The organism is Paenibacillus sp. DS2015 (assembly GCF_050433705.1).
GTDB lineage: Bacteria > Bacillota > Bacilli > Paenibacillales > Paenibacillaceae > Paenibacillus_AQ.
The window spans coordinates 100,936-116,345 of record NZ_JBNPWS010000009.1 but is presented as its reverse complement, the minus strand read 5'-3'; the positions used below and the strand labels follow the sequence as shown (position 1 = coordinate 116,345).

Annotated in this window: 11 protein-coding genes; 4 read left to right on the top strand and 7 right to left on the bottom strand. The window is 40.9% G+C overall.

What is annotated here, in order from left to right; genetic code table 11:
- The first annotated feature begins 418 nt into the window (after window positions 1-418).
- The 3 genes from J2T13_RS10685 to J2T13_RS10675 all read left to right on the top strand — a co-directional run bounded on the left by J2T13_RS10685 (window position 419) and on the right by J2T13_RS10675 (window position 3,163).
- Complete coding sequence (locus J2T13_RS10685; RefSeq protein WP_429371027.1) at window positions 419-544, top strand: hypothetical protein; 126 nt, start codon at window positions 419-421, stop codon at window positions 542-544.
- A 34-nt stretch (window positions 545-578) separates the two neighbouring features.
- The gene (locus J2T13_RS10680; protein ID WP_429371025.1) at window positions 579-1,421 is read left to right on the top strand and encodes a sugar phosphate isomerase/epimerase family protein; all 843 of its coding nucleotides are present in this window, start codon (window positions 579-581) and stop codon (window positions 1,419-1,421) included.
- A gap of 530 nt (window positions 1,422-1,951) precedes the next feature.
- On the top strand, window positions 1,952-3,163 hold the full coding sequence (locus tag J2T13_RS10675; protein ID WP_429371023.1) for a DUF5780 domain-containing protein: 1,212 nt from the start codon (window positions 1,952-1,954) through the stop codon (window positions 3,161-3,163).
- 103 nt (window positions 3,164-3,266) lie between these two features.
- On the opposite strand, the gene J2T13_RS10670 is transcribed toward J2T13_RS10675, so the two are convergent.
- The 4 genes from J2T13_RS10670 to J2T13_RS10655 all read right to left on the bottom strand — a co-directional run bounded on the left by J2T13_RS10670 (window position 3,267) and on the right by J2T13_RS10655 (window position 7,292).
- Entirely contained in the window at window positions 3,267-4,661 is a 1,395-nt protein-coding gene (locus J2T13_RS10670; protein WP_429371021.1) for an MATE family efflux transporter, read from the bottom strand.
- A gap of 268 nt (window positions 4,662-4,929) precedes the next feature.
- The gene (locus J2T13_RS10665) at window positions 4,930-5,277 is read right to left on the bottom strand and encodes a hypothetical protein (protein WP_429371019.1); all 348 of its coding nucleotides are present in this window, start codon (window positions 5,275-5,277) and stop codon (window positions 4,930-4,932) included.
- 181 nt (window positions 5,278-5,458) lie between these two features.
- Window positions 5,459-6,121 (bottom strand): response regulator, encoded by a 663-nt coding sequence (locus J2T13_RS10660; RefSeq protein WP_429371017.1) that lies wholly within the window; start codon window positions 6,119-6,121, stop codon window positions 5,459-5,461.
- A complete protein-coding gene (locus J2T13_RS10655) occupies window positions 6,099-7,292 on the bottom strand; it encodes a sensor histidine kinase (RefSeq protein ID WP_429371015.1) in 1,194 nt (397 codons plus the stop codon). Before J2T13_RS10655 ends, J2T13_RS10660 begins: the two co-directional genes overlap by 23 nt.
- A 286-nt stretch (window positions 7,293-7,578) precedes the next feature.
- On the opposite strand from J2T13_RS10655, the gene J2T13_RS10650 reads away from it, so the two are divergent.
- Window positions 7,579-10,608 (top strand): efflux RND transporter permease subunit, encoded by a 3,030-nt coding sequence (locus J2T13_RS10650; protein WP_429371013.1) that lies wholly within the window; start codon window positions 7,579-7,581, stop codon window positions 10,606-10,608.
- A 235-nt stretch (window positions 10,609-10,843) separates the two neighbouring features.
- Here the strand turns inward: J2T13_RS10650 and J2T13_RS10645 are convergent, their stop codons facing one another.
- The 3 genes from J2T13_RS10645 to J2T13_RS10635 all read right to left on the bottom strand — a co-directional run bounded on the left by J2T13_RS10645 (window position 10,844) and on the right by J2T13_RS10635 (window position 15,233).
- Entirely contained in the window at window positions 10,844-11,842 is a 999-nt protein-coding gene (locus J2T13_RS10645; protein ID WP_429371011.1) for an HD-GYP domain-containing protein, read from the bottom strand.
- Window positions 11,843-11,883: 41 nt separating this feature from the next.
- Window positions 11,884-12,561: a GGDEF domain-containing protein gene (locus J2T13_RS10640; RefSeq protein ID WP_429371009.1), complete on the bottom strand. Its 678-nt coding sequence runs from the start codon at window positions 12,559-12,561 to the stop codon at window positions 11,884-11,886.
- Window positions 12,562-12,671: 110 nt separating this feature from the next.
- Entirely contained in the window at window positions 12,672-15,233 is a 2,562-nt protein-coding gene (locus J2T13_RS10635) for a LuxR C-terminal-related transcriptional regulator (protein ID WP_429371007.1), read from the bottom strand.
- Between the last annotated feature and the right edge of the window lie 177 nt (window positions 15,234-15,410).

The following is a 15,410-nucleotide window of genomic DNA, read 5'->3' as shown; positions in this document are numbered from 1 at the left end:
CTTTCATGAATTCACACAAGCATTTAACGTGTGCATTAATTTTCATGATAGACAACAATCTATCCATGTGCATGCTACTTCCTCATTAAATCGATTGTTTACAGATCTTCTTCGTTATCCAACTTTTGTATCATTATAACATAATCACTGACCCTCGATATGTTAGGTATTTCATATGTGCATTCCATTTTAATCCTTGACTTAAAAATGGGTACTTATTAAAATGGAGCCGTTAACAATAATACGAAATACTGACGAAATACGCTTAATATCTAAAATAAATGTTAACGTGTGCAAAATGATGATAAGAGGGAGAACAAATGACACAGACACTATTTATCGCCGGAGATTCTAATGCGGCTATTAAAGGGGCAAGTGAAAAACCTATGACAGGCTGGGGAGAATCCCTCCAAATTAAGTGGTAAATTCTGATACAGAATATCAAGGTGCTCGGGAAATCGCCAAGCTTGTTATACAAGCCATTCAACAATCCACTGTCCTACCATTATTAGAGTTAAAGAAACTGTTACAAGCAACCGTTTGATTCATATCACATTAAATTAAAGAGGAATGATCATATGACAATCCCCCTTCATCTAGGCATTCGAGCACATGATTTCGAACAAATTCCATTGGAGGACTTGATTGGGAAGATACAACACTATAACTTCTCACATATTCAATTTGCTCTAAAAAAGTCATTTCCTGAAAGCGCCCCGAGTCTCGCTGCTATTAGTCCGGGAACGGCCTGTTATTATGGTAATGCATTTAGACAAGCTGGCATCCAAATAGCTGTTCTCGGTTGTTACGTCAACATTGTGGATTCTGATCCGCAAAAACGAGCACAAGCCTTATCTGAATTTAGCACCCACCTTCGCTTAGCCAGAGACTTTGGTGCTAGTCTAGTAGGCACAGAGACGGGTAGTGTTGGACAAGGCTACACAACGGACAACTTTACAGAAGAAGCTTTTCAAGAGGTCGTTACTTCCGTAAAAGCAATGGTGGCGGAAGCCGAACGCTTTGGCGTGACTGTGGGTATTGAGGCAGGATTACATCATCCCCTACACACGGCTCCATTGACACGACGACTACTTGATCTTATTCCTTCTAATAATCTTCAAGTGATTCTTGATTGTGCAAATCTTATGTCACCTACCCATTACTCACAACAGGAATCCATCGTTGCGGAAGCTTTCGAACTTCTAGGAAATCGGATTGCCGTCATTCACTTGAAAGACTTTATCGTTAAAGATGGACGAATTCAAATTGTCCCTGTCGGTCAGGGATGGCTTCAGTTTGAGCCTATTCTTCGCTATATGAAACACCAACGCCCACATATTCAAGGTATATTAGAAAGTACCACAGAAGAATATTTGGAAGAAAGTATAGCCTTTTTAAATCGAGTATATGAGGAAGTATAATGATAAGTTAACCCTAATACATCTACTAAATTTCAGAATATTTTCCCATGTACTATTGCAAAAAGAAAGCACTATCCTCAAGTGGTTTCTTTCACCACTTGGGGATAGTGCAAATAAGATACATCATAGAGATTCGGAATCATGATACACCCTAGTTCAACTTCGCTACACTTACCGCTACTTTCTCGATTTGTGCGCTTATAATCCGCCAGCACCTCTTCCAACGTCAACGCCCTGTTGTATATCTTCAGTTCGTCGATCGTGCCCTTTTGTACGGCATATCCCAATAATGGACGCCGAGGGCGAATACACCATCCTCTCCATCGAATACATCCGTAAATCCGGTTCCTGTGGTTTCACCACACCATTGACATACGTTTTAACCGTACCGACATCGTAAGTAAAAGTTAGATGCGACCATTGATCCTGCTAGAAAAGTGAAGGAAATGCAGGATTTTTCATATCTCGCATAGAATAGTATCAATTACCTATGTCTTTAGACTCAGTTCACTTAACCAAGGAGGATATTTATGAATTGCAAGAAATGTACTGCTGAACTACCAGAGGACGGTCTGTTCTGTAGTAAGTGCGGAACTAAGAACGAAACGAAGCCAGAATCGGAGTCTTCAACCAAGTTAGGTATCAAGAAAAAATGGATTCTATTAGGTGGTATTATTGGCGTCATCGTCATCATCGGATTGATCTTATTATTCTTAAACAACAGTCCTGTTCATTCATTTAAAAATGCCGTGCATGACAATAACTATGGCGAGGCCAATGAAGTCTATGATCAGGAAATCAAGGGTGATACTAAAAAAGAAGTCGAAATTGAATCTTTCATAAAGACAGAGATCGAGGATGCGAAACAAAGTTATACAAATGGAACCCTCGATTATAATGCTACCACCATTAGACTGGAGACGATCCAAAAAACGGATCTCCTTAAATCCGAAGTAAAGAAAGTCATATCCGAGATCAATACGCTCAATAATTCGAGAACAGCATTCACAACTGGAGAAGAACTCCTGAAGAACAACAATATCAAAGAAGCTCTTACAGAATTAAAAAAGGTCATCGAAGCGGATTCTGCCAACTATAGTAAAGCACAGGACATGATAAAAGATACTTCATCTGACTATAAAACAGTCATACTTGGTGATGCGGACAAGCTTGCATCCGAACAAAAATATGATGATGCGATCCAAGTTATAGTCGATGCGTTAACGATCCTATCTAATGATTCAGACTTAACTGCGAAAAAAGTGGTCTATGTAAAACAGAATGAGGAGAAATTGGCTGCCGAACAAAAAAAGAAGATGGAAGAGGCCAAGATCGGGCAAGAATTAACAGTTCAGAATGCCAACATTCTTGTTCAAGACGATACCTATAAATCTTTATATCCTGATATGATTCAAGTGATTATAAAGAACAACTCCGATAAAACAGTAAAAAACATGAAGGTATCTATGTTAGGTTTTGATTCTAACGGGCTTCCCCTCAAGATTAAATCTCAATATGACTTCTCAGATGGTTCTTTCGAAAATATTGGCAAAGCTGAAAATGTAAACATATTACCCGGAGCAACATATGGAAATAGTAAGGGCTGGTCAATCGACGAGTCGCATGGTATCAAGACTGTTCTTGCTTGTGTCATAGAAGCTGAATACTACGATGGAACGAAATGGGGGAATGATTTCTATCCGTATTGGTTAGAAGAATATCAGGAAAAACCATTAAAATAGGTTCTGTAAAACAGATGACGACACCATACCTGTTCGGATAAAAGAAAGAGGGGCTAAATGCCCCTCTTTACTATATGCGCCAATACAAACAAAGCTTCTATTACTAAATCAACTTATGCGCATACCATTTGTCCCCTTTGAATCGCCATGCAAAAATAGTTCCCCGAATGGCCCATTCTGCTACCATAGCCACCCATACACCCATAATACCGAAACCGAGTGTAATACCTAAAATATAACCTAGGATCACACGGAACAACCACATAGAAAGCAAGGAAGAAATCGACGTAAATTTCGAATCCCCAGCTGCACGTAATGCCGAAGGCATAATAAAGCTAAATGACCACAAAAAGGGCTGTGCAATCGCTATTAATAAAGTTAGAGCGAAGATCGTAGGGACCATGTCTTCCGGCGGAGAGAACAATTTCACAATCAAAGGGAATAATGGCAATATGATGGCCGTCACGATCACAAAGAACACCGTGGAGAGTCCGATAAAAGATTTAATAAACTTCCTAGCATCTTGAATGTTTCTTCGTCCGATACACTGACCAACAACGGTTATAACGGCAATACTCAGTGCACTCCCGCCGATTTGAAACAACATTGATATAGAACCACTAATTGCATTCACCGTCATCGCGATCGTCCCTAATTGTACAATAAACGTCTGCGTTAATAGTTTACCACCATTGAAAAACATCTGTTCTGCTGCAAACGGAATCCCGATGAACATAATTTTCCTAAGAATTGAGAAATCAATCCTCAGTGCATTTCTTATTTTGAAGCGTAACGTCTGATTATATTTCAACAAATAAATTAATGAAGTAACCATTCCCAATATTCTTGCTAGAATCATGGAGATCACTAACCCTATGACACCCATATCAAATACGGTGATTAACAATATATTTAAACATAAGTAAGTTATATTCATAATCAATGACAAGCCCAAACATGCTTTTGTTTCTGCAACACCTCGGAGCACACCCGTGACAGCTTGAAATATTGCAATGAATGGGTACGAGATACAACTACCGATGAGAAAAATCCTTGCATTCTGAAACACCTCAGCATCAGCATTACCAAACAACAAATTTAAGGTCGGTGTATGAAAAATAATAACGAACATACTGATCAGTACAGATAATATCGCAACAGCGGATATGGCTTGCGAAGCAGCCTTGGATACCATCTCTTGATTCCCACTGCCTTTATATTGCGCCACAATAACTGTACCACCTGTAGCGACAGCGACAAACACATTAATCAAGAAAATATTCAGAGAATCTACCATACTCACCGCGCTGACAGCAGCAACCCCCGATGAACTTATCATGGCGGTATTCAACAAGCTCATGAGAATAATAAATGCCTGATCCACAAATATCGGAATAATAATAGCGATAATTTGTTTATAATCAATCGAGTCCCCTGTGAAATATTTACTCAATAAAAAAACGGTTTTTTGTTTTATATTCAGTTTTATTCTATTCACTACATCATCACTTCTTCGGATTGTATTCTGTCGAGAGACATTGTCGATTCGTCCAACGACTTTGCATATTATACCACTCCTAAAGAGAGAATCATGTACTAAGTGTTACCACAACGTATGAGTAGTGAACATAAATGCATAAAAAAAACGAGCCACACTGTTGCTGTAGCTCGTCTCTCTTATAAAGTTCACTTTCTGTTAGCCTATGCTTAACAAGTAATCAAGTAAACAAGTAACACAAGTAACTTTTCACTTGTTACTTCTCACTTTACTTTTTATCCACTTGAAGTATTGTGATATTCTTAACCGAATATGTATCTCGAATGGCGTCTTCCGAGATGACATTCAATTTAATAAGACTAGCGATCTTGGAAGAATCCGGCTTGGAGAGCATACGCCACACCCCAGGGTCAGGCAGTGCTTCATATAGCTTATTATCATCGTATTCCTTCCGCTCTTGGCGCACTATCTTTACCCTATGACTTCCAATCTCAAGATCGGAAACGTCTTGTTCTGCACAATGGTTCATAATCTCGTTGCGCAGTTCCCCCAGTTCTTGCTCTGTCTCTTTCTGTTTTTGCTTCAGTTGATAGTAACGTTTCACTTTCTTGTCCACTATGTTCACGCTCCTCTTTACTACATATCTATGCTGAGGATAGTGATTTAGGACAAGAAGCTCCTTTAGCTGCGAACTCCGCACATGTGATATTGCCATAAGGATTTAACTTTCCATTACAGCTTCCGACGACCTTCAGTATCACGATTTCATGTCCTTCACGAAACATCTCTGGAATTATCTATAGAAAATCAGTGATTCCATACCGCACAGCAAAAATAGCTGCCTGAGTTCTATCTCTGAAATCCATTTTAGAAATGATATTTGATACATGTAGCTTCGCTGTTCCTTCGGAAATAAATAACTTGTCCGCCAGTTCACGATTGTTATAACCAAGTCCGAGAAGCTTTAGAACTTCCTGCTCCCGATCAGTCAGCTTCTTATAACGCAAAACCTCGGTTTCCTGATGACTAATTGTGTTCTGCGCCTTTCTGAGTTCACGAACTAGCTGCTGGGAAATGATAGGCTGAAGCACTACACCTCCTGTTGCAACTGTCATAATTGCACTGACGATTGACTCCGCGGGCATTTCCTTTAACAGATAGCCGCTTGCCCCCTGTTCCATCGCCTGCAGTAGCAATGCGTTGTCATTGAAGGTCGTCAATATCAGTACTTTAATATTCGGGAAACTTTTCTTGATGCGTTTCGTCCCTTCTACCCCATCCACCTTAGGCATATAAATATCCATAAGAACAACATCCGGTAAATGCTTTTCGGCCATCTCGAATGCTTCCAGCCCGTTGCTCGCCATCCCAACAACATCAATATTTTCCTCCAACTGCAGGATGGTCACTAGCCCTTCCCTCATAATCGTCTGATCATCAACCACTAAGACGCGTATCATAGTTTCTCTCCTTAAAAGGATCAATTAACAACGGAATAGAAATGGCCACCTGAAAGCCGCTGCCAACATCACTGGTAATCCGAATTGTTCCTCCGTGCTCCTCTACACGGTCACTCATACTACGAATCCCGCAACCTTCCTTCACTTCTGCCGTACCTTCGCCATTATCCTGTAATACGAGTTCAATCTCATTCGAATTGCGCTGAAGATGTATTATTGTCAATGTAGCCTTACCGTGCTTATGCGCATTTGTCAGGAACTCCTGAACGATTCGATAGATCGATAATTGTATTTGTTGCTGCACACCTGTAATATCATCATCTGAGTGAAACGTAATATTCATCCCGGTAATAATCGAGAAATCATGGATCAACGTGCGTAATGATTCCAAAAAAGCAGCCTTCCAATCCTCATCTCTCATCGCGCGGACAGATAGTCTCACTTCTTGTAGAGCAACTCTTGCCAGTTCCTCGCTTTTAATCAGTGAGTCAAAGCTTTTGTCCTGATCAACAGGATGCAGCTTACGGGTAACCTGAAGCTGTACCAATAGCGAGGTGAGCATATGGCCAATACTATCATGTATCTCCCGAGCAATTCTGCTTCTTTCTTTGGCTGCCCCCAAGTTCTCCACCTGCTTTGCGTACTTCCTCAACTGTTCATACAATTCTGCAGCCTCTTCACGGGATTGCTTATAAAAACGAATTAACGATCCAATGAACGTCAGAAACACAATAAAAGCTGTATTAACGATAATCGCGACGACGTCGATTCTACCTAAATAATGATATTCAACAGTCAAGAAAGTAACCCAGTAAGCAACCAGAAGTGTGAGCCATACAATCACAAGATAAGGGGAAGAAACACGCATAAACAGAATTAGTCCAACAAGTCCCATCACTGCCTGATCTGGTAGATTGCCCCCAAGAAAAACAAAACCATAGCTACTTGCTGCGAGGAAATCAATACCAGCGATGAGAAATAATAAGCTCAATTTTTGAGTACGGTCATACAATACATGGTTAACAATAAATAGAATAATCGTTCCAATGACGAAAGCTTCCTTCCAAGGAGGCACATCAGTCTGCGCAAAAATATAAACCGGACAGTAGAGTAGTATAAACCCGATACGAAGTATAAAAAGCATCCTGTAATTAATAGGCCATGATCCCAAAAATCCCCCTCCTACTGATGACCAATAGCTCACCGAGAAATGCTCGATTCCCGTATTTTTTCAAATACCATTTTTGTTTCAATTTGTATATGTAGTATATATTTTAAATTATACTCAAAATATTTAATATATGTCATTCGCTATAGACGATTATCCTAATTATATAGATTTAAATCTCAAAAATATACCTTAATATACTTTTTTTGACACCATGCAAGATGTCCTCATTTTCTTATAATGCTAGCATTATTGTAAGAAAACATTAATTGAATGGGGGAGTCCGATTTTGAGGGCATTAACACGTTTTAGCATGAAAAATGCTGCCGTTTTATTCATTTTTATTATTTGCTTATCGGCTGGTGGGGTCTATTCAATCTCAAAAATGAATATGGAGAAATATCCTGCTGTAGATATTCCATTTCTGGATATTCTGATCGTCTATCCAGGAGCATCTCCTGATCAAGCATTGGAAGATATCGGAAAACAATTTGAGGAAGCTCTACGAAACGTAAAAAATATTGACAACCTATTTGTAGGGGCTGGGGCCAATGCTTTGTCTGCAACTGTACAATTCAGTATGAGTGCCGATGCTGCTGTCGGCGAACAGGAGGTTCGAAAGGCAATCAGCGGATTGGAATTGCCTGAAGGTGCACATCAACCGGAATTCAAAGCCTTTAAACTTGATCCGGAGATATATTCGCTCGCCATTTATGGAGGTACGGAGCAGTCACTACGAGATTTCGTCGAAATCAAGTTAGATCCAGATTTGACAGCCATCCGTGGTATTGAGAATGTTAAAGTACAGGGAATCGCTGATCTATTCGTCGATATTAAAGTCAAACCCGAAGCTCTAGATATATATCATCTAACACTGGAACAGCTTCGTTCCCTGCTTTTGGCCAATCATCTATCAATACCGATCGGTGAACTCGATACAACCGAGCAGATCTTGCCAATCCGACTCGATAGCACCTTCAAATCGGCCGATGAAGTCGCCAAGTTCCCCATTGGCTTACGGAATCCAGATACTTCAGACGGAATGCCTCTGAAGATCGTTAAATTATCAGAGCTTGCTGAAGTTTCTACCCAAGCAGACTCGGATCAAATCATTCAGTTTAATGGTCAGCCCGCCATTCAGATCGACATTACCCCAGTCCCTGGGCAAGATGCGGTTACCATTGCAAAGAAAGTAAAGAATGTCCTACAAAACACCTCCTTCCCAGAAGGAATCCAATATCAACCCTTACTCGACCGTTCGTTAGAGATTGAGAAATCCGTTAGCGCGATGATGCGCGAAGTTCTATTCGGTGTCATCATGGCCGTACTCGTCACTTTGCTGTTCCTACGTAATCTACGCTCTACATTGATCGCAGTTATCTCGATACCTCTTTCCATGTTTGCATCGTTCATCATTCTCTCCAATCTCGGTTATACCTTGAACACGCTGACTTTGGCGGCTATAGCGGTTGCCGTAGGACGTGTGGTCGATGACTCAATCGTCGTCATGGAGAACATCTTCCGTCGTGTTAGTATGAGTGATAACGATCTTCGAGATGGCAAGCTTATTGAAAATGCAACGAGCGAAGTTGCTCGTGCTATTACCTCATCTACAATGACGACAGTCGCTGTTTTTTTACCACTTGCCTTCGTGCCAGGTATCGTCGGTAAATTTTTCGTCCCACTCGCATGGACCATTGTTATATCACTGCTCTTCTCACTTCTAGTTGCGGTCACTGTCGTTCCTTTGCTGTCTAATATGTTTTTGCTACGGATCAAGCACAAGGAATCAAAAGAGAATGCGGTTCAACGCGTGTACCTTCGTACTCTTCGCTGGGCTCTATCACACCGTCTCTTTACTATATTGATCGCAATTGCTCTGCTGGGCGGAAGCGGCGCCTTAGTTCCTTTCATGGGATTCAACTTCATCCCATCGGAGACGACACATTTATACCGCACCAATATCACAATGCCGGTCGGATCATCGCTCTCCAATACAGAGAAAATTGTAGCAAAGACTGAGGAACTGCTTCATTCCCGAAAAGATATTGAATATGTACACACGCAAATATCCAACGAGAGCGCGCAGATTGCGTTCCAAATTAATGAAGAAATCACACAACCCGAACAGATCATCTCCAGCTTGCGAGAAGATTTCTTAAAGCTAAAAGAAGTCAAAACTATCGTCATCATGGGTGTTAGTGGCATGGACGTCAATGGAAAATTGTCATTGATCGTTAATGGACCCAATCTAGATGAAATAAAGAAAGGCGCCGAGCAAATGGTCACCGCTTTGAATGGTCTCCCTGGGTTAACGGATGTTCATAGTACCGCGGATGGAGAAAAACCAGAAATTCGCATCCATTTCAATCCTCAAAAACTGGCTGAGAATGGACTAACCGCAGGTACAGTTGCTATGGCGCTAAAAAATACCGTCGAAGGCCAAAATATTGCCGAAATCTCAAGTAATGGAACTACAACTTCAATTCGTCTATCGATGCTACTTAACGGAGAACAATCGATCGATAAACTGAAAGAGCAGAAAGTGACGAATATGCTTGGTCAGCCTGTACCTTTCAAAGAAATCGGCACTTTGGAACTTGTTAATAATCCAATAAAGATTAGTCACCTCAATCAGCAAGCCTATTTACGACTAAATGCCACAATTACAGACTCAAATACCGGTAAAGTCGTAAGTGACGCGGAATCCATACTCAACTCTCTAAACCTACCAAAAGATGTAACATGGAGTTCCGAGGGTGTCTCGAAAGAAATGAAGCAAGGCTTCGTCAATTCAGGTATCGCTATCGCTGTCAGTATCGTACTTGTACTTGTCGTTATGCTTATCTCCTTCGGCGAATGGAAAGTACCCGTCATCATTCTAGTAGCGATTCCTTTCTCCTTCATCGGTTCAATCCTCGGATTGTTCATCTTAGGTGAAGAAATCGGTATTGCTGCAATGATAGGATTGCTCATGCTTAATGGTATTGTCGTTACCAATGCGATCGTCCTGCTTGATCGTGTCAAGCGGAACCGTATGCAAGGTCAAGGTATTCAAGAATCATTGCTGGAGGCTGGCAAAACACGGATTCGTCCGATACTTATGACAGCCATCGCTACCATCGGTGCATTGATCCCCCTTGCTATCTCTACCGAGTCTGGTCTCATCTCACGTGCACTTGCGATAGTCGTCATTGGCGGACTAACTACGTCCACACTGCTCACTCTAATTATCGTTCCTGTGCTCTACAGCTTCTTTGACGGACGTTTGAAACAACCTGCACAACAAGATGCCACGATAAGAACACCATCATCATAAATTCACCATGATAACTATAATACGGATTACTGGATAGATGCTCCATAAGACGTACACTTTGAGAATAAAGTGCACGTCTTATAGAGCTAGAACTATCATTCTATTATTGTCCCAGTAATGTTGTCATACCCAAAGAGGGTGAAAAGCCTGAGAGAACGGATTTTCAACCATTCTCTCAGACTTTTCACCCAAATATATTCACGTCTTTTACGTTAAAATAGATGGCTTCCATTCATTAAATACTTATTTTTTTGATCTTTATATCATTTCGTTTACTCAAATCTATAAACTCATCGTTGATTTTAATTAGTGGGGTTTCTATGTTATGAGGATTCAGTGAAACGACTTCCCCTACTCTCCCATCCGTTAAGACAATATTCTCACCGACCATTCTCTTCACGATGTTATCAAGAAACACAGACACAATCGTTGGATCAAGCTCTCCAAATATCCCTCTCCTCATTTGGCTTACAATTTCATGGAATGGCATTGGATCGTGATACGGACGCTTAGAAGACATAGCATGAAAAATATCGGCGACGGCTACAATTTTGCTAAAGAAATCGACTTTATTCTGCTTTAGGCCCAAGGGATAACCTTGACCATCATTTCGCTCATGGTGCTGTAAGGCTACTAATGGAATTCGTTGGTTTAAACCGATCGTATCCCTCAAAATCTCGTAACCATAAATCGTGTGTTTTTTAATCAGTGTGAATTCGTCCTCAGATAATTTCCCAGGCTTATTTAAAATTTCAATAGGGACTCTCACTTTTCCAACATCGTGTAATGTAGCTGCAAGGGAAAGCGTTGCAATATCAGACTCTGTTAAATTTAGCCATTCACCTATTAAAGTAGATAATATGCCAACCCCAATATTGTGCTGATATGTATACTCATCTGTTGCTTTTACAGCTTCAAACAATTGAAAAATATTCGAATTCTCGGAAGCCTGCTGAATAACTGGTAAAATCTCTTCTCTAATTTCCATCAATGGAATCTTCCCAGAAGTTGTAATCGAATTAAATAGTTCCTTCGAAGTATCAACAACTTGTTTGATGGATTGCCTGTATACTTCTTCATCTTCGGATTCGAATGAAATTGAAGTTGGATCAATGGTATGATTCATCAAAAATTTAATGTGATTATGATGAAACGTCGTATGTGCGGGTATCAAGGATACACCATACGAATTAGTAATTTCACTTTTGATTTTTCTACCTATAAACCGCTCCATTCATTTCCCTCCCCTCAAAATGATCATATCATCTCCTCCGTCTAGTTACCATTACTCGCTAGCCTTTCAACTTTCTGGTTATTATTATTGCCACGCTTATCGTTGTACATTTTTCTGTCGGCAATCTTAACAAGATCATTTAATCCTGCACCCTCATCTGGATAAGTTGCATGGCCAATGGATACGGATACATCTATAGAAATTTTATTCGACAATTTATTTAATTCATTGTGGAGCCTAAGGTGCAGCTCGTTCAGATCTGGTTGTTCTGTACAAGGGAAAATAGCGACAAATTCATCGCCACCCCATCTAACCATATAATCCGAACCTCTGCATGCCTTCTTAAGAGTACTCGCAATCAGTTGGAGTACTCGGTCACCCGTTGCATGGCCATACTGATCATTGATTAATTTGAAATCATCTACATCGATAAGGAAAACGATAAGCTTCTGGTCTTTTCTGTCCGACATACTCTTCAATTTGGGGAAAGCATCCTTTATAAATCGGCGGTTATAGCTTCCCGTTAATACATCCTTCTCGGAGAGATATTTGACTTTGTCGTACTGTTTACCCAGCCGCCAACCAAACAATAAATAGAACACCGAAACAGATACATAGATCATATCGATGTAGTCATGGGAGAGGTATTGATAGAGAATTATCCCTATTGAGCTTATGACAACAATCAGCAATGCCATGATACGCCCTGTATATCTCATTTGCTATGCCCCCTCACTTCATACTTGACAATTTTCGAGCTTTGTCGTTCTATATTGTCATTTTAACGATATATTGGATATAAAAAAATCCCCCAAACGGGGGATACTCCTTATTCTGGTATATTTAATTCTTTAGCTCGCTGTAATGCTTGCACGCGATTACTAACTCTTAGCTTCCTGTACACATTTTTAATATGCGACTTTACGGTTTCACCCGTGATGTTTAAATCATACGCAACTTCCTTATTTGACAGCCCCGTGCCGATCAACCGTAATATCTTGGTTTCCTGATCCGTTAATATTTCTTTGAGAGATAGATCCTCTTCCGGCATGATATTCAAAGCTTCAAGTAATTGTTTCACATAAGTTAAGGAAACCAAGAGGGGATTTCTCAAACGACTACTAACTTGCTGTACCTTCAAATAAGCAGATAGCATTTCCGCCATCATCGGGCCTTCGTCTATAAAACTACGTATGTATCCCTCTGGTTCTGCCAATTGCAAGGCAGTCTCTAATTGAACAATCGCAGCCTCCGTTCGACCCGCTCGTTGCATCGTCAAACTTTGTAGAATTAATACCTTAATTCGATCCCGAAGGCGATCTTCTTTCCATAATAAATGATCCAAGCGTTCCAATAGATACAGTGCTTCTTCCAACCGCCCACTCTCAGCAAGCACTCTAGCGAATATTAGATGCTCTGCCACACGAGACAGTGAAACCTCATCTGTATGCACCATTCCGCATCTTTGCAACCAATCTTGAGCATATTCTAATGAGCCTTGTTGCAGAGATAGACAAGCTTGTTCCGCTTCGATTTTCAACATAAATAATTCGTAATCAGGAGAGTCGATTTGCAACTTCAACTGCGAGAGTAACTCAGAGGCTCGACTCGGCTTCCCTTTAGCTTGTTGAATCCGCGATGCACTAAACGTAATATGAATCACTATCCGTGCAAAAGGCACTATATCCTTACGTCCCATTGCTTGATTTACATAGAACTCTGCCTCTTCCAACCGGTTCCATTCATACAGCAATTTACTATAAGAAGCATATAAGGAACCTAGGAAAGGATACACCTTCTTTTTTTCCCATGTTCTAATCCATTTCACGAGAAAAGCATCTGCCGCATGAAGATCGCTGATAACCGCCAAATGATCATCAAATGAATCATATCCTTGATATCTGTTACGCCCCATCGTTTGAAAGGAACTGCCTGCTGGCATATATCGTTCAACCAGCTCAAAATATTCCGACGTTCCCACCAAATCTTTTTGCAGATAAGAGGTGACCGCACAGAAAAAGTAGATGTTTCCCATAACCTGGCTCCATTCTGCCTCGGTCAATTTCTCCTGTAGCGCATGAAACCAGAGCTCCGCTAGCTTCACTCTTCTAAAAGCGACTTCCCATTCCCCAACTCCCAGCAATATCGAAATATAGAACATTTCAATCATGGGCTTCTCTGCGAAGGAATTCTCGGGCAATACAGATACCCATCGATTCAACGCTTCACTCTTCGACTGCATCAAAGTTTGCAGGTTTTTCTCGATCAAGCGAACGACATCTGCATACTGTTTCGCCTCTAAGAAATGCTCCACCGCTTCTTCATCAAATCCCTGTTCTTCCAACCAGTGTGCCGCACGAATATGTGATTGCACCCATTTTTCTGGATCTGTCGCAGATAATATCCGCTCCAAAAATTCAGAGAATAGATGATGATACCTGTACCAATTCCGGTGATCGTCTAGGGGAATAATAAATAGATTCAGTTGCTCTAACATTTCCAGTTGCTCTTGAGCGTTCGTTTGACCCGTGACGGCCTGACACAATGAACGGTTTAGTCGACTCAAAATGGACGTTTCCAGTAAAAAGGCCCGTAGGCTCTCTGGTTGATGGTGAAGCACTTCCTCCAACAAATAATCAGATATATAATGATGTTGACCGCTAAATTGATGAATCGATTCAGTTATATTATCACTACGCTTCAGAGAGATCGCTGCCAGTTGCAATCCACTAACCCAACCCTCTGTCTGATAGAATAGCTCCGTCACTTGCTCGTTCGTTAGCATTAAATCTGTTGTATCTCGAAAAAAGACAAGCCCTTCATCCAGTTGAAACTGCAAATCGAGCATACTAATTCGATGCAACTCACCTTTCGCTAGAAGTCGAGCCGTAGGTATCACCACATCTGTACGACTTACGATGTAGAGGTGAATATGAGAAGGCAAGTGATCGATTAGATAGATACATGAATCATGTATTGCAGAGAGCTCAATGGTATGAAAATCGTCGAGGATGATGACCAGTTCATTAGTTAAACCGTGGAGTTCATTCAGTACCGCTGTAATCACAGGCTCCCAATAGACCGAAGGTCCTTTCTCAAGTAGCGGGAAGATCGTCTGACCATATCCGGGAACTCTCTCCTGGATGGATGCGGTTATATAACTCCAGAATCGGATCAAATCATTATCCTGCTTTTCCAGGGAAACCCACGCTACAAGTGCAGTGCATTGTTTCACCCACTCACTTAACGCTGTAGTTTTCCCATAACCAGCCTGCGCGCTAACAAGTGTCAACTTGGTTTCCATTCCCTCATTAAGCTTACGGATCAGTCTCGGCCGGGGCACCAAAGAGTTACGTACATGGGGAATATAAAGTTTGGTGCCTACAATCATTGATAATTCCTCCGTATTCTCGTGACCTATGGGAACAGCTTCATATTATGAACGTTGGAGTACCATAAATTCTCAACCCAGAGTCTGCAATAATTGTATCAATAATAGTCCAAAACTACCATAGAAAAGAGCGCTTAGGCTGACGAAATATCCATGATCTCTCTGTGACTATTTACT

What these genes read in the sequence shown, in the direction of transcription:
- J2T13_RS10660 (WP_429371017.1), bottom strand. Translation starts at nt 6,121, where the DNA reads ATGATACGCGTCTTAGTGGTTGATGATCAGACGATTATGAGGGAAGGG.
- J2T13_RS10635 (WP_429371007.1), bottom strand. Translation starts at nt 15,233, where the DNA reads ATGATTGTAGGCACCAAACTTTATATTCCCCATGTACGTAACTCTTTG.
- J2T13_RS10680 (WP_429371025.1), top strand. Translation starts at nt 579, where the DNA reads ATGACAATCCCCCTTCATCTAGGCATTCGAGCACATGATTTCGAACAA.
- J2T13_RS10645 (WP_429371011.1), bottom strand. Translation starts at nt 11,842, where the DNA reads ATGGAGCGGTTTATAGGTAGAAAAATCAAAAGTGAAATTACTAATTCG.
- J2T13_RS10640 (WP_429371009.1), bottom strand. Translation starts at nt 12,561, where the DNA reads ATGAGATATACAGGGCGTATCATGGCATTGCTGATTGTTGTCATAAGC.
- J2T13_RS10675 (WP_429371023.1), top strand. Translation starts at nt 1,952, where the DNA reads ATGAATTGCAAGAAATGTACTGCTGAACTACCAGAGGACGGTCTGTTC.